This is a genomic window from Teichococcus aerophilus (assembly GCF_014490485.1).
GTDB classification, from domain to species: Bacteria; Pseudomonadota; Alphaproteobacteria; order Acetobacterales; family Acetobacteraceae; genus Pseudoroseomonas; species Pseudoroseomonas aerophila.
In genome coordinates this window covers 196,874-218,079 of the sequence record NZ_JACTVA010000003.1, presented here as the reverse complement: position 1 = coordinate 218,079, position 21,206 = coordinate 196,874, and the positions used below count along the sequence as shown (strand labels likewise).

Below are 21,206 nucleotides of genomic sequence, written 5' to 3'. Positions count from 1 at the left end.
CGGGACATGCGCTGTCCGTTCTGCGGCAGCGACGACACCCAGGTGAAGGACAGCCGCCCGGCCGATGACGGCGCGGCGATCCGGCGCCGCCGTTCCTGCCCCTCCTGCGGTGCCCGCTTCACCACGTTCGAGCGCGTCACGCTGCGCGAGCTGACCGTGGTGAAGTCCGACAACCGCCGCGTGCCGTTCGACCGGGAGAAGCTGGCGCGTTCCATCCGCATCGCCCTGCGGAAACGCCCGGTGGATGAGGACCGGATCGAGCGCATCGTCAACGGCATCCAGCGCCGCCTGGAAGCCGAGGGCGAGAGCGAGATCACCAGCCGCGCGATCGGCGAGACCGTGATGGAGACGTTGAAGGAACTGGACCCGGTGGCCTATGTCCGCTTCGCCTCCGTCTACCGCAATTTCCGCGAGGCCAAGGATTTCCAGGCATTCCTGGGCTCCTTGAGCAAATCGACAGACGCCGACAACGGCTGAAGGCACTATCGTGAAGATTGTTCCCAAGGCGGCGCCGATGCCGCGCGTGGCCGGCGCCCTGTCCGCCATCCTGCCAAGCCAGAGCTTTGCCATCCGGGAGGCCGAGCTGACGGACCGCCCGGCCCTCGCCACCCTGGCCGCTGCCGCCTTCGCGCAGGGCGTGGCCGTGCTGCTGCCGCCGGACCTTCGGGTACGGGCCAACGTGGCGCGGTTCAGCTGCCTGTTCGGCGCCACCCCCGGCCCGCTGCTGCTGGCTGAGGCCGATGGCGTGCCCGTCGGCTGCGCCATGGCCTCCCTGCCCACCGAATCCGACCCGCCGGCCCGCCTGCTGGGCCTGTGGGTGGCACCGGGCGCGGCTGGCCGTGGCATCGGCTCCGCCCTGTTGGCGGGGATGGAGGAGCATCTCTCCGGCCTCGGCGTGCAGGCGCTGCGGGTGCGCGTGCCCAGCGGCCAGTTGCGCGCGCTCGGCCTGTTCCGCCGCCGCGGCTACCTGTTCCAGGATGCCGGGCTGCGGACGGAACCGGTGCTGGAAGCCCTGCTGCGCCACAGCGTGCTGTCGAAGCGCCTGGCCGCGCCCGTGACCGTCGCCGCCTGAGATGGCCGGGGAGGCGTCCCGGCGGGCGGAGGACGAGGCGCATATGCGCGCCGCCCTGCTTCTGGCGGGGCGCGGCCTGGGGAATACCTGGCCCAATCCTTCGGTCGGCTGCGTCATCGTCAAGGACGGGGTGGTGGTCGGCCGCGGCTGGACCGCCCCCGGCGGCCGCCCGCATGCGGAGACGGAGGCACTGGGCCGTGCCGGCCGCGCCGCCTATGGCGCCACCGCCTACGTGACGCTGGAGCCCTGCTGCCACTGGGGCCGCACGCCGCCCTGCACCGGCGCGCTGATCGCGGCCGGCGTGGCCCGCGTGGTGGTGGCCTTGCGGGACCCCGACCCGCGCGTGGATGGCCAGGGGCTGGACCAGCTGCGCGCCGCCGGCATCGAGGTGACGGAAGGCGTGTTGCGGGAAGAGGCAATGGCGGTGACCGCCGGCTTCATCAAGCGCGTGGCCGATGGCCTGCCGCTGGTGACGTTGAAGCTGGCCAGCACGCTGGATGGCCGCATCGCCACCCGCACGGGCGAAAGCCGCTGGATCACCGGCCCCGCCGCCCGCCGCGCCGTGCACGCCATGCGGGCGCGGCACGATGCCGTGCTGGTCGGCAGCGGTACCCTGCTGGCCGATGACCCGGATTTGACCTGCCGGCTGGACGGCGCCGCCAAGATCCCGACCGTGCGGGTGGTGGCGGATGCGCGGCTGCGCACCCCACCCACCGCCCGGCTGTTCACCAGTACCGCCCCCGCCTGGGTCGCCACCCGCCCCGGCCATCCGGCGCAGGCGCTGGAAGCCTTGCAGGCCCGTGGCGCCGAGATCATCGAGGTTCCCGCTGCCGAGACCGGCGCCGGACTGGATGCCGGCGCGTTGATGCGGGCGCTGGCGGTGCGCGGGCTGACGCGCGTGATGGTTGAGGGCGGCGCTGGGTTGGCAGCAGCCCTGTTGCGTGCCGGGCTGGTGGACCGGCTCGCCTGGTTCCATGCTCCGGCGGTAATGGGCGCGGATGGCCGTCCAGCGGCCGATGCATCGCCATTGGATGTGCTGGCCGCCATGCCCAGATTTCGCCGTGTCTCGGCCGTCTCCCTTGGCCCGGACCTGCTCAGTGAGTTCGAGGCCGCCTGAATGTTCACCGGAATCATCACCGCCATCGGCGTCGTCGCCGCCATCGATCCGATCGGGGAGGGGCAGGACATGCGCCTCGCCATCGACACGCCGGAAGGTTGGCTGACGGGGGCCGAGATCGGCGCCTCCATCGCCTGTTCCGGCTGTTGCCTGACGGTGGTGACACTGGAGACCAACCGCTTCACGGTGGAGGTCTCGGCCGAATCGCTGTCCAAGACCACGCTGGGCGGCTGGAAGGTCGGCAGCCGCATCAACATGGAGCGCGCCCTGAAAATGGGCGACGAGATGGGTGGCCACGTCGTCTCCGGCCATGTGGACGGACTCGCCGAAGTGCTGTCCGAGACGCCGGAGAACGGTTCCACCCGCTGGTTGTTCCAGCTGCCGCAGGGGTTGGCGCGCTTCGTGGCGCCGAAGGGCTCGGTCACCATCAACGGCGTCTCCCTGACGGTGAATGAGGTGGAGGGCGCCACTTTCGGGGTGAACATCATCCCCCACACCAGCACCGTCACCACTTTCGATGAGCTGAAGCCCGGGCAGCGGGTGAATATCGAGATCGACATGCTGGCGCGCTACGTCGCCCGCCTGCAGGAGTTCAACGCATGAATATGACCACCCAGCAGACCTCCCTCCACCAGTTCCTCAGCCCCACCGAGGAGCTGCTGGAGGAGGCGCGGCGTGGCCGCATGTTCATCCTGGTGGATGACGAGGACCGGGAGAATGAGGGCGACCTCGTCATTCCCGCCCAGTTCGCCACGCCGGATGCCATCAACTTCATGGCCCGCTTCGCGCGTGGCCTGATCTGCCTGGCGATGACCAAGGGGCGCGTCGAGCAGCTCGGCCTGCCGCTGATGGCGCAGGCCAACGGCACGCGGCACCAGACCGCCTTCACCGTCTCCATCGAGGCCCGGGAAGGCGTCACCACCGGCATCTCCGCCGCCGACCGCGCCCGCACCGTCGCCGTCGCCATCAATGGCGAGACGAAGCGCGAGGATATCGTGACACCCGGCCACGTCTTCCCGCTGGTGGCGCGGGAAGGCGGCACGCTGGTGCGGGCCGGGCATACCGAGGCCGCGGTGGATTTCGCCCGCATGGCGGGGTTGAACCCCTCCGGCGTGATCTGCGAGATCATGAACGACGACGGCACCATGGCCCGCCTGCCGGACCTGGTGGCCTTCGCGCAGCATCACGGCCTGAAGCTTGGTACCATCGCCGACCTGATCGCCCACCGCCGCCGTACGGAGCGGCTGGTCAAGCGCGTTGAGGAAGGCAAGCTGCCGGATGCCGCCGGCAATGGCGACTGGCGCCTGGTGGTCTACGCCAACACGCTGGAATACGGCGAGCACATCGCCCTGGTGAAGGGCGACCTCTCCCGCCCCGACCCGGTGCTGGTGCGGATGCATGCGGTGAACATCCTCTCCGACCTCGTCGGCATCGCCGGGCCGCATGACGTGCAGCGCTCGATGGCCGAGATCTCGGCGGCCGGGCGCGGCGTCGTCGTCATGATCCGCGACGTCAAGCCGACCTCGATTTCCGAGCGCGTGCGTGCCGGGCGGGACCGCGCTGCACCGCCCGAGCTGCGGGACTACGGCATCGGCGCGCAGATCCTGGCCGATCTGGGCGTGAAGGACATGATCCTGCTCTCCAACCACCCCAAGGCCATCGTCGGCCTGGAAGGGTACGGCCTGACCGTGGCCGAGACCCGCCGTATCGATGAGGAAGGCGCAGAATGAGCACGATTGACGCCCCGGAGCGCGCCACCCCCGCCGTGCCCGGCCCCGCGCCGCGCATCCTGCTGATCCAGGCGCCGTATTACGACGGTGTCGTCTCCGGCATGCGCCGGGGGGCGGAGCGGGTGCTGGCCGAGGCCGGTGCCGAACTGGAGGTGGTGGATGTCGCCGGGGCGTTCGAGCTGCCGGCGGCGCTGCGGCTGGCGCTGAAGAAGGGCGGCTGGGACGGCTACCTGCTGCATGGCTGCGTGGTGAAGGGCGAGACCGACCACTACCAGTTCATCTGCGAGGCCGTGTGCCAGGGCGTGATGGACATCAGCAGCGAGACCGGCGTGCCGCTGGGCTTCGGCCTGCTGACGGTGGAGAGCCTGGACCAGGCCGAGGCCCGCAGCGCTGACGACCGCCACAATAAAGGCGCCGAGGCCGCCATCGCGCTGTTGACCCAGGTGGCGCTGGCCCGCAATTGGGGCGTCCGATGAACACGACCCCGCCCACTGACCAGAAGAACAAGTCCCGCCCCCCGAAGGCGGGCACGGCACCGCAGCAGGGCCGGCCGCGCACCGGCGCGCGCGTCGCCGCCATCCAGGCCCTGTTCCAGAGCGAGCAGGCGGGCGAGAGCGCTGAGGCCGTGATCGACCAGTTCGTCCGCTTCCGCCTCGGCCCCGATGCCGGCGGGTTTGAGGATGGGCGGGTGGAACTGGTGGACGTTCCGCTGTTCACCCACATCGTCCGCGGCGTGGCCAAGCAGGGCGAGACGCTGGACGCCATCATCGGCAGCCATCTGGCCGGTGACTGGACCGTGGCGCGGCTGGACCCGGTGCTGCGCGCGCTGATGCGCTCCGCCGCCTTCGAGTTCTCCTCCTCCGGCGAGCCGCCGGCTCGCGTGGTCATCAACGAATACATGGACATCGCCCACGGCTTCTTTGGCGGCGAGGAGCCGCGTTTCGCCAACGGCGTACTGGATGCGCTGGCCCGCCACCTGCGCGGCGCCGAATTCAACCAGCCGCGCTGACACCCGCCATGTCCCAGGGCCTGCCGCCGGAGTTCGCGCTGATCGCGCGGCACTTCCTGCCTTTGGCGGGGCCGGGGGCGTTGGGGCTGGGCGACGATGCCGCGCTGCTGGACCCGCCGCCGGGCCGGCAGATTGTCATCGCCGCCGATGCCATGGTGGCCGGCGTCCACTTCCTGCCGGATGACCCGCCGGAGACGATCGGCCGCAAGCTGCTGCGCTGCAATCTCTCTGACCTCGCCGCCATGGGCGCGGCACCGCTGGCCTATCTGCTGACCGCCAGCCTACCGCGCGGCCTGCCGGCCGATTGGATCGAGCGCTTCTCCGCCGGCCTTGCCGCCGACCAGGCCGAGTTCGGCCTGCAGGTGCTGGGCGGCGATACCACCTCCACCCCCGGGCCCATCACCCTTTCCCTGACCATCCTCGGCCAAGTGGTGCCGGGCCAGGCGCTGCGGCGCGTTGGCGCCATGCCGGGGCAGGATGTCTGGGTCTCCGGCAGTATCGGCGACGGCACGTTGGGGCTGGCGGTGCTGCAAGGCGAGTTGCCCGCCGATGATGCCGGCTTCCTGGCCGAGCGCTACCGCCTGCCGCGCCCCCGGCTGGGCCTCGGGCAGGCTCTGGTCGGGCTCGCCATGGCGGCGATGGATGTGTCGGACGGGCTGGTCCAGGATCTCGGCCACCTGTGCCGGGCCGGTGGCTGCGCGGCCGAGATCCGCGCGGCGGACGTGCCGCTTTCGGCCGCCGCCCGGGCTCTGCTGGCTGCCGATTCGGCGCTGCTGCCGCGGATTCTGACCGGTGGCGACGACTACGAGTTGCTGTTCGCCGCGCCGCCTGAGGCCGCCGCCGAGATCGCCGCCCGCGCCGCTGCCCAGGGCGTGGCAGCCACCCGGATCGGCCGGTTCCTGGCGGGCGAGCCGGCGGTGACGGTGCTGGACCATGCCAACCGGACCCTGCCCTTGGCGAGGGGCGGCTGGAGTCATTTCTAGGCGTGATGGCTTGCGGTGCAATCACCAGGAAGCCTGGGTCACGACGAGAGCATGGTGCATGAACGGATGTGAACGCATCGGGCCCTAAAGTCGCGCGACGGTCACGACGTAGAGCGCTTTCTTAACCACTCCTGGCGCTTCTTTGCCCCGCACACAGTTCGAGCGGGATCATCCACGCCATGCAGAGTCTTACGATCCGGGCCAAGCTACTGCTGGCCTTCACCCTTCTCCTCCTGGGGACGAGCGGCCTTGGCCTGTTCTCCATCCAACGCCTGGCTGGGGTGAATGCGGTGGTGCGGGACCTCGCCACCAACTGGCTGCCGTCGGGGCAGGTGCTGGGCGACGTCGCCGTCAACCTCGAGATGCTGCGGCTTAACCAGTACAAGCTTATGGTGACCGATACCGCGGAGATCCCGCGCCAGATCACCGCGCTGGAGGCCGCCGCCAGCCGCGTGCGCGATGCGATCCGCCGCTATGAGCCGATGATCGGCCCGGGCGAGGAGCACCGGCTGGCGACGGCGATGTCGGCCGCCATCGACGCCTACGTGGCGGCGACTGCCACCACCACCACGGCGATGCGGCAGGGCAACCAGGACCAGGCCGCGCAGATCGCCGGTGACAGTATGCGCGTCATGGAGGTGGCCCGCGCCGCCGTGCAGACCCTGCGTGAGTTCCAGACGGCCGGCGGCAACGCAGCGTCCCAGTCCGGCCAGAGCCTCGGTGAGGTGGCCAGCTGGATGATCGGTGTCGTCATGGCGGTGATGGTGGCGCTGTGCGTCGCGGTTGGCATCGCGCTGGTGCGCGGCATCTCCGTGCCGGTGACGCGGCTGACCCAGACTATGACCCGGCTGGCGGACCACGATACCTCGGTGGAGATTTCCTTCGTCGAGCGCTCGGACGAGATCGGTGGCATGGCCAAGGCGGTGCTGGTGTTCAAGGAGAACATGCTGCGCGCGGACAGCCTTGCCGCCGCCCAGCAGGACGAGCAGGCCCATAAGGAGAAGCGCTCCGCCGCCCTGGTGACCCTGGTGCGGGATTTCGAGCGCGATGTGGGCGACATGGTCGGCATCCTCTCCTCCGCCTCGACGGAGCTGGAGGCGACGGCGCGGTCCATGTCCGCCACGGCGGGCCAGACCAACAACCAGGCCAGCGAAGTGACCGCCAGTGCCAACGAGGCCAGCGGCGGCGTGCAGACCGTGGCCAGCGCGGCCGAGGAGCTGAGCGCGTCGATCGGCGAGATCAGCCGTCAGGTCAGCCAGGCCACCGGCGTTGCCGCCCGCGCGGTAGAGAATGCCCGGCAGACGGACATGACGGTGCGCGCCTTGTCCGAAGGCGCCACCCGCATCGGGCAGGTGGTGGAGCTGATCAGCAACATCGCCGGGCAGACCAACCTGCTGGCGCTGAACGCGACGATCGAGGCGGCGCGGGCGGGCGAGGCCGGCAAGGGCTTCGCGGTGGTAGCCAGCGAGGTGAAGAACCTCGCCGCGCAGACCAGCAAGGCGACGGAGGAGATCGGCAGCCAGATCACCCAGATCCAGGCGGCGACGCGGGACGCCGTGGCGGCCATCCAGGGCATCGCCACCACCATCGACGAAGTGAACAGCATCACCGGCAGCATCGCCGCGGCGGTGGAAGAGCAGGGAGCGGCGACCAACGAGATCGCCCGCACCGTGCAGCAGACCGCGCGGGCGACCGAGGCGGTGACCCACACCATCGCCGCTGTCAGCGCCGGGGCCAGCGACACCGGGGCGGCCGCCGGCCAGGTGTTGTCCGCCGCGTCCGAGCTCTCCCGCCAGTCCGAGGGGCTGACGGGCATGGTCGGCAGCTTCGTCAGCAAGGTGCGGGCGGCCTGAGGGCAGTGGGCCGAAAAAGACAGGGCCGGAAGCCTGTTGCCCGTGCGGCAACCTGCTTCCGGCCCTGGCCGTCGTTTGGGGTTGGGTGGTTAGCGGCCCGGCCCGGTGCCCGGCCCCTGGTTGTCGGCGCCGAAGCCGTTGGCGCCGACGCGGCCGATATTGCCGAACAGCGCCTGCAGCAGGGTCCGGTCGGTGCCCGGCACCGGCGTCGTACGGTCCACCACCGCGACGTCCCGCATGTCCTGCGGGCCGAGCTCGCGGATGTTGCGGATCATGCCACGGTCATCGAACTGGATGGCCACCACGCGCTGGGAGGACACGCCAGGGGTCTGGCCCGGGCGGATACGGGTGATGGAGCTGATGTAGAACCATTCCTGGTCATCGAAGGTGCCGGTGGCGCTGGGCGGGCCCAGCAGCGCTTCGACATCCGACTTGCCCTGCACGCCGGGGCTGAGCTGAGCCACCAGGTCCGGGTCCGCCCGGTTGCCGCGCGGCACGGCCGGGGCTTCGAAGAGCGAGCAGCCCGTCAGCAACAGGCCGAGGGCAAGCAGGCCCGCGCGCGCCGGGTGCCGGCGCGCCCTCGGGGCTTGGGTGGTGTCGCTGCTGGCCATATGCGCGCCGATCCTCATGGGTTGGTTCATCCGCCGCGCCGTCGCGATTGACCGGGGGCGGGTTGCAGTCCATCTGCTCGGTCGATTGCCACCGCCCCGCATCGGGGTCAACCGGCGCCTGCTTTCTGGCGGCCGGGTAGAGGGAGCCGCGCCGCCCATGGCCCTGTTTGGCCTGTTCCGCCGCAAGCCGCATGAACGCGCTGGCTATGAGCTGTATGGTGCGGCCGTCGCAGCCGCGCGCCAACCGTATTTCTTCACGCAGCTGGCAGTCCCGGATACGCTGGATGGGCGGTTCGACCTCGTCGGGCTCCATGTCGCGCTGTTGATCCGCCGCCTGCACCGGGATACCGACCCGCGCGGCGCCGCCCTGGCCCAGGCGGTGTTCGACGCCATGTTTGCCGACATGGACACCAATCTACGGGAAATGGGCGTCAGCGACATGTCCATCGCCAAGCGGGTGAAGCGGATGTGGGAGGCGTTCCACGGCCGCGCCCAGGCTTACGAGGCGCCGTTGGAAGCCGCCGACCGCGATGCGCTGGCCGTGGCGCTGGCCCGCAATGTCTGGCGCGGCGCCGTGGAGGCCGGGTCGCCGGCAGCGCTGCGCCTGGCCGATATCGTCATGACTATGGATGCGGCCCTGGCCGCCCAACCTGTGGCCACGCTGCTGCGCGGCCAGGTTCACTTTCCGGAGGTCGCGGCATGAGCGACGCAGCACCCGAATTTTCCCGCCCCTTTCCCTGGGGCACCATCGGCAAGCAGGAGCGGCGGGAGGAGGTGCAGGCCACTCCGAAGGAATGCGCCGCCCTGGCCGCCCGCTTCGGCATCCTGGCGATCGAGGCGCTCTCGGCCAGCCTGCGGCTGCGGCAGGAATCCGGCGGCGCCGTGCGCGTGCGCGGCCGGTTGGCCGCCACCGTGGTGCAGCCCTGCGTGGTGACGCTGGAGCCGGTGCGCCAGACGGTGGACGAGGCGGTGGACCTGCGCTTCCTGCCGCCCGGCGCCGAGATGGACGAGGATCCGGAAGGCCCGGACGAGATCCCGACCGAGAACGACGTGCTGGAGCTGGGCGAAGCGCTGGCGGAGCAGCTGTCGCTGGCGCTGGACCCATATCCGCGTGCCCCGGGCGCCAGCCTGGAGGAGGGGTTCTCGGTCGGCGATGACGAACCCGCCCCCGAGTCGCCGGCACCGCGACCCAACCCGTTCGCGGTGCTGAAGGGCCTGAAGCGGGATAACTGAGGCCAGGGCCACCGCCCACGCCTGTTGGCGCAGCGGTGATCGCACCAAAGGCTGGAAAGCCCTGCGCGCGAGGGCTATGCACAGCGCCATGCGCCGCAGAAATGCCTGTCTGTTATTCCTGGCCGCCGCCATGCCGCTACCGGCATTGGCAGCGAGCCCGACCGGGCTGCAGCCCGTCCAACCGAGCTGGGAGGCGCTGTTGCGTCTGTCCGCCCGGCTGCGGCTGCTGGACCAGGACGGATTGAACCCCGGCCACTACGCCATCCCCGAGGATGCGCGAGCGGCCAGTGATCCGCAGGGCTACACCACGGCGCTTTACGCATCGGCCTCGCTGGCGCTGGCGGACCTGACACAGGGCCGCGTGCGCGCCTTGGCAGGCCGTCCGGACATTCAGCGCGAACCCGCTGCCGGCGCCGTCTGGCAGACCCGCCTGTATGGCAGCACCGAGCCGGCGCAGGTGCTGGAGCAGGCGGCGCTGGCCCCTGGCGGCATGGACGCCCTGCGGCTGGCGCTGCGCGAGGCGCGGGCGCGGGTGGAAGCCGGTGGCTGGCCCGTGGTGCCGACCGGCGGCACGATCGACCCCGGCATGACGGATGCGGAGCGCGTGCCCGCCCTGCGCGCGCGCATTGCCGCCGAGGACGCGGCGCTGGCCGCCGCCACGCCCGCCGACCCCGCACTGTATGACGACGTGCTGCTGGAAGCCGTGAAGCGCTGGCAGGGCGCCAATGGGCTGGAGCAGGACGGCCGCGTCGGCGTCAACACCCAGCGCCTGATGAACCGCCCGGCCGATGCGCTGGTCGGCCAGGTACGCGTCGCCATGGACATGCGCCGAGGCTCGCTGCGCCCGGGCCCGGCCCGCCGCATCGAGGTGAATATCCCCGACTACCGGCTGAAGGTGCTGGAGGGGGACAAGGTGCTGCTGGACATGGCCGTGATCGTGGGCAACCGCGCCCGCGCCACGCCGATGCTGGCAGTCACCATGACCACGGTGCAGTTCAACCCGCCCTGGGGCGTGCCCGAGCGCAATGCGCGCGAGGACCTGCTGCCGAAGTTCCGGCGCGATCCGCGCGCGATGATCGAGAAGGGCTTCCGCGTCTACCAGTATATCGGTGGGGAGCGGGTGGAGGTCGATCCGCTGAGCGTGGACTGGGCCTCCGTCAATCCGCAGCGCGTGCCCTATTTCTTCCGGCAGGATGCCGGTGACACCAACGCCCTTGGCCGCATCAAGTTCATCATGCCCAACAGCGAAGACATCTACCTGCACGACACGCCCGACCGGCACCTGTTCCGCCGGCCGGATCGCGCCTTCTCCTCCGGCTGCATCCGCCTGGAGCGGCCGATGGAGCTGCTCGACATCGTCCTGGATGGCATTCCGGGCTGGGACCGGGCGCGGGCGGACCGCGTGCTGGAATCCCGCCAGACTACCGCGGTCGGCCTGCGCCGCACCCTGCCGGTGCGCCTGGGCTATGAGACGGTGACGGTGGATCAGGGCCGGGTGAAGATCCGCCCGGATATCTATGGGCTGGATGCGGTGTATCTGCGCGCGCTGGACCAGCGCTCCGCCCCGCTCGCCGCGCCGGTCATGGCGCGAAGCGCGGCGCCGGCCCCCGTACGCCCGCAGGCGGCCAGTGCCGTGGGGGCGGAGAGCACCGCCGCGGCGGTGGTGGCGCGCTGATGCTGGGCCTGTTCAACCGCCATGGCGGCGCATGCCCGTGCTGCGAGCCGGAGATGGCCGGCCGCCGGCAGATCCTGAAGGCCGGCATCGGCGTGCTCGCCGGTACGGCGTTGCTGTCCGAAAGCGCCGTCGCTGCCAGCCTGCCGCCGGTGCGCCGCCTGAATGCCCAGCGGTTCTCTACCGAGGACAGCTTCGACGGCGTCTATTTCAGCGACGGCAAGTACGACCGGGAAGCCCTGCGCAAGCTGGACTGGGTGTTCCGCGACCTATCCGCCGCCGAGGTCACGCCGATGGACCCCCGGTTGTTCGACGTGCTGAGCAGCGTCGCTGCCCGGCTGGAGACCAACGAGACCTTCAGCATCATGTCCGGCTACCGTACGCCGGAGCACAACGCCAACAACGCCCGCCGTTCGCGTGCCGTCTCGACCGTCAGCCTGCACATGTCCGGCATGGCGGCCGATTTTCGCCTGCAAGGGCGCGACGGCTATGGCGTGGCCCGCACGGCGGCGCAGATGCAGATGGGCGGCGTCGGCTATTACCGCCAGGGATTTGTTCACCTGGATTGTGGCCCGCCGCGCCGCTGGTGAGTCGCGTGGTCTGAAGGGAAGGGGGCAGACGGTCCCTTTCGCTTAAAGCGGGCAACTGCCCCGGCACTCCCACCTTCAGAGCGCCGCCCCAAACTCGAAAAAAAAGAAGGGGTTCGGGGAATTCCTTCCCCGACCTTCTCCCTCAGAGCGTGGTGCGTTCACATTCGTTCACGCACCCACGCTCCATGCCTTTGTTGGGTCGCCGGATTCAGGCTCCCGGCGCTTCTTCCTCAAGCCATCGCGCTCTAGCGGTTCGCCAGGTCCCACACCGTTGCCGCCAGCACCCGCGTCCCGGCCGCGAGCTGCTCAGGCGAAGTGTATTCGGATGGGTGGTGGCTGATGCCGCCGCGGCTGGGCACGAAGATCATCCCGCTCGGGCAGACCGGCACCAGGAACTGGGCGTCGTGGAAGGCGCCGGAGGCCATGCGCAGGCTGCGCAGGCCCAGCGCCTCGGCGGCCGCTTCCACCGCGTCCGGCACCAGCTCCTGAAAGGCGGTGGGCATGGCGGTGAAGCGCTCGGTCACCGTCGCGGTGCAATGGCGCAGGGCGGCCTGCACGGTGCCGGCAATGGCGTCGCCCTTCTCGCGCAGGATATCCGCGTCCGGGTGGCGCAGGTCGATGGTGAAGCGCACGCGGTCGGCGACGGAGTTGGAGGTGTTGGGATGCACCTCCACCCGGCCCACGGTGAAGCGCAGCACATCGGCGGGGTCGTGGGTCAGGGTGTTCAGCGCGTTGACGATGCGCACCATCTCCTGCACCGCATCCTGCCGCAGGGAGACCGGGGCGGTGCCGGCATGGTCCGAACGCCCGGCGACGTCCACGACGAACCAGCGGCTGCCCTGGATGCCGGTGACGACGCCGATATCCAGCATGTCCGCTTCCAGCAGCGGCCCTTGCTCGATATGCGCCTCGATATAGGCGCTGGGACGCGCGGCGCCGACGGGGCCGAGCGGGCGGCGGGGCAGGTCGGCCTCGGCCGCCATCTGCTCCTCCAGCGCGGCGCGGAAGGTGGTGCCGTGCAGGTCCGCCACGCCGTCCCAGGTCGTGGAGGCGCTGTGGCCGGACCACGCCATGCTGCCCATGCAGCCGGGGGCAAAGCGCCCGCCTTCCTCGTTGGTCCAGGCCACGACCTCGATGGGCCGGCGGGTGGTCAGGCCGGCATCGCGGATGGCCTGCACGGCCTCCAGTGCCGCGACCACCCCCCAGATGCCATCGAACCGGCCGCCATTCGGCTGGCTGTCCATGTGGCTGCCGGTCAGCACCGGCGCGGCGCCAGGCTCCAGCCCCTCATGGCGCAGGAACAGGTTGTTCATCTCGTCGACGCTGACGGTCAGCCCGGCCTCGGTGGCCCACTCGATCAGCAGGCGGCGGGCCTGGCGGTCCAGCAGGGTCAGGGCGGCGCGGTCTACGCCATCGCCCGGTATCTCGCCCAGCATGGCCATGCCCATCAGGCGCGCCCACTGCCGGCTTTCGTCGACGGCGGCGGGCAGGGTCGGGGGCACGCGGTTGGTCATGGTGGAGGCTGTCCTGCGAGGAATGGGCCCTGCCATTCGTGACAGGGCCCTGGCGGAAAGCAAGCCTCAGCCGGTGGTCAGCTTCAACCCGGCGATGCCGGCGACGATCAGGCCGATGCAGAGGATGCGCGGCAGCGTCACCGCCTCCCCCAGCAGGGCCATGCCGATGATGGCGGCGCCGACGGTGCCGATACCGGTCCAGACCGCGTAGGCGGTGCCAAGTGGCAAGGCGCGCATGGCGAAGGCCAGCAGGCCGAAGCTGCCGAGCATGGCGATCAGGGTAAAGATGGAGGGCGCGAGGCGGGTGAAGCCGGCGCTCTGCTTCAGGCCAGCAGCCCAGGCGATTTCCAGCAGGCCGGCGAAGAACAGGGCAATCCAGGATGTCGTCACGATCATGTCCTCTCTGGGCCGGGTCGTCCCGGCCAATGGGTCTGATGATCGCGCGGGTCGTCCCGCAGCCCAGGAACTGGGGAAGTCAGGCCCGCGCTTCCAGGGCCGGATGCTGCGGCGCGTCAGGTCAAGGACGCTGACAGCGGGGGGCGCGCGTGTCGGCGGATTTGACGTTCTTACAAAGTAACGAATCTTTAATTTATCTTTGTATGTATTTACATAAGCTTACCAGGCTTCAGTGGCGCGGCACGGCGCTTGCTCAAGGAGTTGCACCGACGGCGAAGGTTATTTCCCACCCGGCGGCACTGCCAATCTGCAACTCCGTGGAGATCGTGTGATGACGATGAAATCCATCCTTCGCCTTACCGTCGCCGCGAGCGCGGTGCTGTTCGCACACTCTGCTTCGGCAGGCGTGGTGCGGGTCAGCGAAGCCGCCTTCGTCGCCGGGTCCGGGCTGATCACCTTCAGCGAATTCGCCCAGGGCACCGTCAACCCCGTCTATGCGCCGGCCACCTATGGCGGCGGCGCCGGCTCCCCCACCGTCACCTTCGACGGCTACTTCACCGGGCAGACGGCCGGTGCCGCCAATCCGGGTGCCTGCCCGGCTGGCGCCGCCGTCTCCGGCTGCGTGCTCGGCAACCCGACCGGTCCGCTCAGCCTCGCGGCGGCGTCCCCGGATACCTTCATTACCCAGGACGGCGCCAACCCGACCTCGCCAGTGCTGTCGGGTACGCCGCAGTTCAACGGCTCGATCGCCATCCTGTTCTCCACGCCGCAGTTTGGCGTCGGCCTGCAGGGCGGCTTCTTCAACGCCATCGCCGGCACCGCCATCACCGCCTTCGACAGCCTGGGCAATGTCCTGGGCTCGGTGACCAATACCGGCCTCGGCATCGAGTTCCTCGGCTTGGTCTCGGATAACGGCCTGGCGCAGATCAGCGGCCTGCTGTTCTCGCTGGTGGGCGCGGAGCCGGCGGGCTTTGCCATCGACAACGTCCGCTTCGGCCTGCAGGGCCAGGTGGTGACGCCGGTGCCGGAGCCGGCGACCGCCGCGCTGTTCGGCGCCGGCATGCTGGGCCTGTTCTTCGCCCGCCGCCGCAAGGCGTGATGTGCGCGGTGGAGGCGCCCGGCCCATCCGCCGGACGCCTCCACCGGTCATCTCCCCGCGCGGCTGACAGCGTTCGCGGCCAAGCGGCCGACGGACGCGGGACCGGAATGCGGGTTCGGACTGGCGTCGGGCGGGGGCGGAAACGCGCCCGGGCCGCCGCGCCAAAGTCGGCAGGTTCATTCCTGCCGGCCGTTTTTTAACGGGCACCGTCGTCGCGGACTGAACCAACCGGAAGCGCGGTGCACGGAAGTAAGTATTTCCTGGGGCAGGAACTGCTTACACACGCTAGCAGGTTCGCGTTAATCTATTGATTCAACGTGTTATTTTCGCCTTCCGGTGGTGCCGCCGCGGGCGACTACGCTCTAATGGTGGTGGCCGCAGGCGTGGGCCCCTTCGGCCTTGGCCACCGGCATGGCCACCGCGCGCTCGATGGCACGGGCAGCACGCAACACCAGGTCGTCCCGCAACTGGGCCGCGGCGAACTGCACACCACGCGGCATGCCGTGCTCGTCCAGGCCGATCGGCACGGAGATGGCAGGCTGCCGGGTCAGGTTGAAGGCGAAGGTCCAGGGCGCCCAGTCCCGCCACAGGGCTTCGGTCGGCCGGATGGTCGGGGCATCGGCGGCGAAGGCGGCGGTCGGCGTGGTCGGGCAGAGCACAAGGTCGTATTTCAGGTGGAAGCGGGCCATGGCGTGCGCCGCCTCGGTCCGCAGCGCCTCGGCCGCCAGATAGTCGGTGGCGGACATCTTGCCCTCGCGCTCGGCCACTTCTTCCAGGCCCTTGTCCAGCAGGGCCCGCTTCTCCGGCGCCATGGTGTTCACCAGCCGCGCCAGCGCCACGCCCCAGACGCGGCCGAAGATCTCCCGCGTATCCGGCAACGCGGGGTTCACGTACTCGACGATGGCACCCTGTTCGGTCAACAGGCGTGCCGCCAGCTCCACGGCGGCCTCGCCTTCCGCGTCGATCGGCGGCGCGTAGCCCAGGTGGCGCACGACGGCGACGCGCAAGCCGGCCACGCCGTCATCGATGCCGTCGCGCCAGTCGCGCATATCGTCCGGCAGGCAATAGGGGTCGCGGATATCGGCCTGGGCCATGGCGGAGAACATCAGCGCCGCGTCCCGTACCGTGCGCGCCATCGGCCCGGCGCAGGAGACCTGGCCGAAGGCGCTGTGCGGCCATTGCGGGATGCGGCCGTAGCTGGGCTTCAGCCCGACCAGCCCGCAATAGGCGGCGGGGATGCGGATGGAGCCGCCGGCATCCGTGCCGACATGCAGCGGGCCGAAATTCGCCGCCCCCGCCGCACCGGCGCCGGAGGAGGAGCCGCCAACGGTGCGTTCCGGGTTCCAGGCATTGCGGGTGATGCCGCCCAGCGGGCAATCGCCCGGCGTCTTCCAGCCGAACTCGGTGGTGTGGGTCTTGCCGAGGATGACGGCGCCGGCCGCCTTCAGGCCCAGAACGGCGGGCGCGTCCTCAGTGGCGGGCGTCGCATCGGTGGTCTTGCTGCCGCGGCGGGTGGGGAAGCCCTGCACATTCAGCAGGTCCTTCACCGTCACCGGCACGCCGTCCAGCGGGCCCATCGGGCGGCCGGCGGCCCAGCGGGCCTCGCTCTCCCCGGCCTGGGCCAGGGCGCGCGGATTCAGCACGGCGAAGGCGTTGACCCAGGGGTTGTAGCGCGCCACCCGCTCCAGCACCGTCTGCAACGCTTCCACCGGGGAGAGCCGGCGGGTGGCGTAGAGGGCGATGAGTTGCTCGGCCGACATCTGGGCCGGATCGGTATCGGACATTCTGGCTTCCGCGCACGGTTCTGATTCGAGGCGCACCATGCGTCCGGCGGCGGCGGGAGGAAAGGGGAGGACCCCCTCTGGCCTCGCACGGCACCCCGGCGCAGACTGCGCGCCCCTACGCCTTGTACCCGGGGCCCTACCGCACCCGCGCGGCCGCGTGCCTTCGAGACAGACCGGAGCTTTGACCATGACCGAGACCCCGAAACAGCAGCCCTGGGAATGGAGCGAGGAGAAGTGGCGTGGCGCCGTGGCCCGCGCCTATGGCGGCCGCAGCCTGGCGCCGCCGGCCTGGCCGGAGGGGGCGCGCTGCTGCGTGGCGCTCTCCTTCGATGCGGACCATGAGACGACGCCGCTGCGCGATGGCGACGAGAGCCCGATGCGGATCAGCCAGGGCCAGTACGGCTCCCGCCAGGGCATTCCGCGCATCCGCCGGTTGCTGGACCGGCACGGCGCCCGCGCCAGCTTCTTCTACCCCGCCGTCTCCGCCCTGCTGCATCCGGAGGAGGTGCGCGCCCTGGCGGATGAGGGGCACGAGATCGGCATCCATTCCTGGATCCACGAAGCCAACACCACCCTGCCGCCCGGCGTGGAGCGCGACCTGACGATGCGCGCCGCCGATGTGCTGGAGAAGATCGCCGGCCGCCGCCCAGTGGGCATCCGCACGGCGAGCTGGGATTTCTCGGTCGACACGCTGGATATCATCCGGGAGATGGGGCTGCTCTATGACAGCAGCCTGATGGCCGACGACGAGCCTTACGAGATCATCGCCGAGGGCAAGCCGACCGGTGTGGTGGAGCTGCCGCCGGAATGGATCCGCGACGACGCGCCTTACCTGAACATGGTGCGCTTTTCCGCCATCCGGCCCTACACGCCGCCCTCGGCCGTGGAAGAAATCTTCCGTGCCGAGTTCGATGGGGCCTTCGAGGAAGGCGGAACCTTCCTGCTGACCATGCACCCGCACATCATCGGCCACCGCAGCCGCATCATGATGCTGGAGCGGCTGGTCGAGTACATGAAGTCCCGGGGCAAGGTGTGGTTCGCCACGCATGAGCAACTGGCATCCTGGTGCAAGCAGCAAGCGGCGCTCTGACGCCAGGGCGTTAAGGCGTGATGGCTTGAGGTTGAATCGCCGAAGGGCCTGAATCCCGGTCAGACAAGTACCGGGAGCACGGAGGTGAACCCACCGTGCTCCCGCGGCCCCTGAACAGAAACAGGCCGTGATGGTGAGCCCATCACGGCCTGTCCTGTCATTCCCAGGTGGACAGGCGGGGCCGGGGCCCCGCCGTACCCTCAGGAGGTCGGCAGCAGCGCGGTGTCCAGGATATGGATCACGCCGTTATTGCCCAGGATGTCGGCGCGGGCGAAGCCGGCGACGGGGCCCGTCACAGTGGTGCGGCCATTGGCCAGCACGGCGCGCTGGATCTTCGCCGTCGGCGCGGGCGCGCCGGTGACGCGCAGCTGGTGGCCAGGCGCCCAGGTGTTGATCTGGCCGTTGCGCACCGCGATGCTTTCCAACCGCAACTGGCCGCTGGCGATCAGGCTGCCCACCGCTTCGCGCAGCTTCGCCTGGTCCGCCTTCGGGTCGGTCAGGATGGCGCGGCTGGCGGGCGGCAGGGCCTCGATGGTCGTGTCGTTCGGCACGAACAGGGTGGCGGGGCCGTTCGCCAGCGTGATGCGCTCGGCCAGGCCGGAACGCTTCAGGGCGTCGGTGAAGATCTTGGTATCCGGGCGCGCGGAGAGCAGCGACATCACATCGATCGTGCCGTCTTCCGGCAGCGGGCCGCTGGCGCGGGGGACAATAGTATCGCAGGCGGCGAGCAGCAGGGGCAGGGCGCCGCCGGCCAGCATCATGGAACGTCGGGAAATCAAGGTGGCTGGTCCTCTCCTGGGTGCCGGCAGGCTGTTTCGGCACACTTGATGGCCGGGATAAGGCGATCTGGTCCGGCCGTCCGCGCCATAGCCCGAAACGACCGGCGCAGCCAGCCATTCCAGGTCAGCCTTATGGCGAATTTACTGAAAGTGCCCGGCGAGGAGAACCCCGCAAGCGCCTGTTACATCACGCGATGAGACGTGCCGCCTTTGTAGCCGCGAGGTCGCGGGGCGGGAAGCCCTGCGGTCTCTCTGTTCCGCCGCCCTGCCGGCTGAAATCCAGCACCCGTCTGCGGGTGGCGGCGAACCGGCCGGAAGGCCGCGAAGCCCGCTTTCAGCGTGGCGATCGGCCGACATCAAAGGGCGTGATCGGCGTCCTTGGCCATCAACGCAGCCCTGAGAGCAGCAGATTGCTGCGTCGGGGCAGCGCGGCCAAGGTGTTGCCATGACCGATACGCTACCTCTCCGCCTGCTCCGCAATCCCCGCCTGGGCGTACCCGGCGTCGTGGTGCTGCCACAGGGTGGCTTCCGCCGCGCCACTACCGAGATCCGCGCCTGGCCGGGTCATGGGCCGGCGCCTGTGTTGCCGCTGCCTGCTTTGGCGGCGGTGGCCGGGGTGGCCTGGGTGCAGAGCGTCGATGGCCGGCGGGCTACCGGCCCGGCCGGTGCCGGAGTGGCGGGCGAAATCCACGCTTTGGGCGCCGGCTACGCGGTGGCCCGGCTGCTGATGGCGGAGCTGGCGCGCGCCGGCATTGCCGCCAGCACCGTCGCGCTGATGCGGGGCGAGCACGCGGCGGCGGCGGGGGACGTGACGCTGGCCTGCGCGCTGGATGGCGGCTTCGCGCCCGCTGTCGCCTGGGCCGCCGCGCAATGTGGTGCTGGATGCGTTGCTTTCGTACCTGTCGGCTCCGACCCGGATGCGAAGCAGGCGCTGGCCGGCTTCGGCGCAGCGCTGCGCGAGGTACCGGGCGATGCCGGCGCTGCGCTGCGCCAGGCGGCGGCGGATGCGGCGCGGGAAGGCTGGACGTTGGTCTCCGATCTCTCCTGGTCCGGCTACACCGAAGTGCCGCGGGACGTGATGCAGGGCTACCGCCTGGCGGTGGAGGATGCGCTGGACGCCTGCGGCGAGACGCCGACCCATGTGTTCGTGCCAGGTGGCGCAGGAGGCATGGCGGCGGCGGCATCCGTGCAACTGCGCCAGCACTACGGCACCGCGCCTGTACTGGTCGTGGTGGAGCCGGAGCATGATGCGCGCCTGCTAGGGGCAGCGCTGGCCGGTGCCGATGCAGTCCTGCCGGAAGCCTCGGCCAGCGGGCCAGAGGGCAGTGCGCCCGGCCTGCTGGCGTGGCAGGAGTTGGAGCGTGCTGCCTTTGCCTTCATGGCCGTGCCACCCGCGCCGGCGGGTTCCGCCGAGGGCCCGGAAGTGCAGGCCCCGGACGGGTTGGCGCTCGGCATCGCCGGGCTGTTGGCCGCCGGGGCGGATGCGGAGGCGCGGCAGTCGTTGGGACTGGATTCGGCCTCCCGCATCCTCTTGCTGCCAGGCTGATGCCTGGCGGGGGCGGTGCCGCGTGGCATGCGGCGATTGGCACCGCCAAGATTGACGCAGTGCGGTGCGGTACCACATAACATGGGGGAATTTTCATAATTACTCTGAACTAAAATTGGGAGTCGTCCATGAAGCGTCGCGATCTGCTTGCCTTCGGTACCGCCGCCACCCTGCCGGCCCTGCTGCCCGGCCTGGCCCAGGCGCAGGGCAACTGGCCTACCCAGCCCGTTCGCCTCGTGGTGCCCTTCGCGGCCGGTGGGCCGACGGACGTTCCGGCCCGCCTGATCGCCGATGAACTCTCCAAGGCCCTGCCGCAGCGCTTCGTGGTGGAGAACCGCACGGGTGCCGGCGTCGTCGTCGGCTCGGACGCCGTGGCGAAGGCGCCGAAGGATGGCTACACCGCGCTCTACACCACCATTGCCCATGCGGCGCTGCGCGAGATTTTCCCCAGCCTGCCGTTCGACCCCATCAAGGATTTCACGCCCGTCGCGCTGACCGGCGTCATCCCGATGCTGCTGATGGTCAACAAGGACCTGCCAGTCAACTCGCTGCAGGAGCTGATCGATCTCTTCAAGAAGAATCCGGGCAAGTACGATTACGCCAGCACCGGCAACGGCGCTGCGCTGCATCTGGCGAGCGAGCTGTTCCTGAAGCAGGCGGGTGACCTGAAGGTCAACCACGTGCCGTATCGCGGTTCCGCCGCCGCTATGCCGGACCTGCTGAACGGTTCCGTCGTGATGATGCTGGACGTGGCCAACAATGCCATGCCGTTCGTAACGCGCGGCGAGGTGAAGGGCCTGGCCATCTCCTCCAACGAGCGCCTGCCGCAGCTGGCCAACATCCCCACCTTCAATGAGGCGGGCGTGCCGGGCTACGAGGCCTATACCTGGCACATGGTGTTCCTGCCGGCCGGCACGCCGGAGCCGATCGTCAACCAGCTGAACCAGGCCATCAACAAGGTGATGGCGATGGACACTGTGAAGGCCCGCCTGTCCGACCTGACGATGCAGACGCGCAGCGACACGACGCCGGCCAGCACGGCGAAGTTCCTGAACGACGAGATCGCCAAGTGGACCGAGGTCATCCGCTCCGCCGGCATCCGCGCGAACTGACGCCGGCTTTAACGGC

The 21,206-nt window shown here is 70.1% G+C and carries 22 protein-coding genes; 17 read left to right on the top strand and 5 right to left on the bottom strand.

Annotated elements, in window-relative coordinates; all coding sequences use genetic code 11:
* Positions 1-6 precede the first annotated feature (6 nt).
* The 9 genes from nrdR (at position 7) to IBL26_RS03395 (ending at position 7,764) form a co-directional block, all read left to right on the top strand.
* Positions 7-477 carry a transcriptional regulator NrdR gene (gene nrdR / locus IBL26_RS03435; protein ID WP_187783036.1) on the top strand — a complete coding sequence of 157 codons (471 nt, stop codon included), beginning with the start codon at positions 7-9 and terminating at the stop codon, positions 475-477.
* Positions 478-487: 10 nt separating this feature from the next.
* A complete protein-coding gene (locus tag IBL26_RS03430) occupies positions 488-1,072 on the top strand; it encodes a GNAT family N-acetyltransferase (protein ID WP_187783035.1) in 585 nt (194 codons plus the stop codon).
* A 1-nt stretch (position 1,073) separates the two neighbouring features.
* A complete protein-coding gene (ribD, locus tag IBL26_RS03425) occupies positions 1,074-2,189 on the top strand; it encodes a bifunctional diaminohydroxyphosphoribosylaminopyrimidine deaminase/5-amino-6-(5-phosphoribosylamino)uracil reductase RibD (protein ID WP_277817285.1) in 1,116 nt (371 codons plus the stop codon).
* Positions 2,190-2,792 (top strand): riboflavin synthase, encoded by a 603-nt coding sequence (locus IBL26_RS03420; RefSeq protein WP_187783033.1) that lies wholly within the window; start codon positions 2,190-2,192, stop codon positions 2,790-2,792. It begins immediately after the preceding gene.
* The gene (gene ribB, locus IBL26_RS03415; protein WP_241748954.1) at positions 2,789-3,919 is read left to right on the top strand and encodes a 3,4-dihydroxy-2-butanone-4-phosphate synthase; all 1,131 of its coding nucleotides are present in this window, start codon (positions 2,789-2,791) and stop codon (positions 3,917-3,919) included. Before IBL26_RS03420 ends, ribB begins: the two co-directional genes overlap by 4 nt.
* Complete coding sequence (ribH, locus tag IBL26_RS03410; RefSeq protein ID WP_187783032.1) at positions 3,916-4,395, top strand: 6,7-dimethyl-8-ribityllumazine synthase; 480 nt, start codon at positions 3,916-3,918, stop codon at positions 4,393-4,395. Before ribB ends, ribH begins: the two co-directional genes overlap by 4 nt.
* The gene (gene nusB / locus IBL26_RS03405) at positions 4,392-4,928 is read left to right on the top strand and encodes a transcription antitermination factor NusB (protein ID WP_187783031.1); all 537 of its coding nucleotides are present in this window, start codon (positions 4,392-4,394) and stop codon (positions 4,926-4,928) included. Before ribH ends, nusB begins: the two co-directional genes overlap by 4 nt.
* 8 nt (positions 4,929-4,936) lie before the next feature.
* Positions 4,937-5,911 carry a thiamine-phosphate kinase gene (thiL, locus tag IBL26_RS03400; protein WP_187783030.1) on the top strand — a complete coding sequence of 325 codons (975 nt, stop codon included), beginning with the start codon at positions 4,937-4,939 and terminating at the stop codon, positions 5,909-5,911.
* 179 nt (positions 5,912-6,090) lie between these two features.
* Complete coding sequence (locus tag IBL26_RS03395) at positions 6,091-7,764, top strand: methyl-accepting chemotaxis protein (RefSeq protein ID WP_187783029.1); 1,674 nt, start codon at positions 6,091-6,093, stop codon at positions 7,762-7,764.
* 89 nt (positions 7,765-7,853) lie between these two features.
* Here IBL26_RS03395 and IBL26_RS03390 read toward each other — a convergent pair whose 3' ends face one another.
* Positions 7,854-8,375 (bottom strand): outer membrane protein assembly factor BamE, encoded by a 522-nt coding sequence (locus IBL26_RS03390; protein WP_187783028.1) that lies wholly within the window; start codon positions 8,373-8,375, stop codon positions 7,854-7,856.
* Positions 8,376-8,532: 157 nt separating this feature from the next.
* Here IBL26_RS03390 and IBL26_RS03385 point away from each other — a divergent pair, with 157 nt between their 5' ends.
* The 4 genes from IBL26_RS03385 to IBL26_RS03370 all read left to right on the top strand — a co-directional run bounded on the left by IBL26_RS03385 (position 8,533) and on the right by IBL26_RS03370 (position 11,870).
* Positions 8,533-9,078, top strand: a complete 546-nt coding sequence (locus IBL26_RS03385; RefSeq protein WP_187783027.1) for a ubiquinol-cytochrome C chaperone family protein — start codon at positions 8,533-8,535, stop codon at positions 9,076-9,078.
* Positions 9,075-9,608, top strand: a complete 534-nt coding sequence (locus IBL26_RS03380; RefSeq protein WP_187783026.1) for a YceD family protein — start codon at positions 9,075-9,077, stop codon at positions 9,606-9,608. The genes IBL26_RS03385 and IBL26_RS03380 overlap by 4 nt, the downstream gene beginning before the upstream one ends.
* A gap of 88 nt (positions 9,609-9,696) precedes the next feature.
* A complete protein-coding gene (locus IBL26_RS03375) occupies positions 9,697-11,283 on the top strand; it encodes a L,D-transpeptidase family protein (protein WP_241748953.1) in 1,587 nt (528 codons plus the stop codon).
* Complete coding sequence (locus tag IBL26_RS03370) at positions 11,283-11,870, top strand: YcbK family protein (protein ID WP_187783024.1); 588 nt, start codon at positions 11,283-11,285, stop codon at positions 11,868-11,870. Before IBL26_RS03375 ends, IBL26_RS03370 begins: the two co-directional genes overlap by 1 nt.
* A 245-nt stretch (positions 11,871-12,115) precedes the next feature.
* Here the strand turns inward: IBL26_RS03370 and IBL26_RS03365 are convergent, their stop codons facing one another.
* Positions 12,116-13,384 carry a hydantoinase/carbamoylase family amidase gene (locus IBL26_RS03365; RefSeq protein WP_241748951.1) on the bottom strand — a complete coding sequence of 423 codons (1,269 nt, stop codon included), beginning with the start codon at positions 13,382-13,384 and terminating at the stop codon, positions 12,116-12,118.
* A gap of 66 nt (positions 13,385-13,450) precedes the next feature.
* The gene (gene sugE, locus IBL26_RS03360) at positions 13,451-13,774 is read right to left on the bottom strand and encodes a quaternary ammonium compound efflux SMR transporter SugE (RefSeq protein WP_367615362.1); all 324 of its coding nucleotides are present in this window, start codon (positions 13,772-13,774) and stop codon (positions 13,451-13,453) included.
* A gap of 337 nt (positions 13,775-14,111) precedes the next feature.
* Between sugE and IBL26_RS03355 the strand changes: the two genes are divergently transcribed.
* The gene (locus IBL26_RS03355) at positions 14,112-14,879 is read left to right on the top strand and encodes a PEP-CTERM sorting domain-containing protein (RefSeq protein WP_241748950.1); all 768 of its coding nucleotides are present in this window, start codon (positions 14,112-14,114) and stop codon (positions 14,877-14,879) included.
* 362 nt (positions 14,880-15,241) lie between these two features.
* On the opposite strand, the gene IBL26_RS03350 is transcribed toward IBL26_RS03355, so the two are convergent.
* Positions 15,242-16,663 (bottom strand): amidase, encoded by a 1,422-nt coding sequence (locus tag IBL26_RS03350; RefSeq protein WP_187783021.1) that lies wholly within the window; start codon positions 16,661-16,663, stop codon positions 15,242-15,244.
* Positions 16,664-16,850: 187 nt separating this feature from the next.
* On the opposite strand from IBL26_RS03350, the gene IBL26_RS03345 reads away from it, so the two are divergent.
* Positions 16,851-17,753, top strand: coding sequence for a polysaccharide deacetylase family protein (locus IBL26_RS03345; RefSeq protein WP_187783020.1), 903 nt, complete (start codon positions 16,851-16,853; stop codon positions 17,751-17,753).
* Positions 17,754-17,953: 200 nt separating this feature from the next.
* Here the strand turns inward: IBL26_RS03345 and IBL26_RS03340 are convergent, their stop codons facing one another.
* On the bottom strand, positions 17,954-18,532 hold the full coding sequence (locus IBL26_RS03340) for a fasciclin domain-containing protein (protein ID WP_187783019.1): 579 nt from the start codon (positions 18,530-18,532) through the stop codon (positions 17,954-17,956).
* A 445-nt stretch (positions 18,533-18,977) separates the two neighbouring features.
* On the opposite strand from IBL26_RS03340, the gene IBL26_RS03335 reads away from it, so the two are divergent.
* Together IBL26_RS03335 and IBL26_RS03330 are read left to right on the top strand one after the other, a co-directional pair.
* Positions 18,978-20,078, top strand: a complete 1,101-nt coding sequence (locus IBL26_RS03335) for a pyridoxal-phosphate dependent enzyme (protein WP_187783018.1) — start codon at positions 18,978-18,980, stop codon at positions 20,076-20,078.
* A gap of 128 nt (positions 20,079-20,206) precedes the next feature.
* Positions 20,207-21,190 (top strand): Bug family tripartite tricarboxylate transporter substrate binding protein, encoded by a 984-nt coding sequence (locus tag IBL26_RS03330; protein ID WP_187783017.1) that lies wholly within the window; start codon positions 20,207-20,209, stop codon positions 21,188-21,190.
* Positions 21,191-21,206 lie beyond the last annotated feature (16 nt).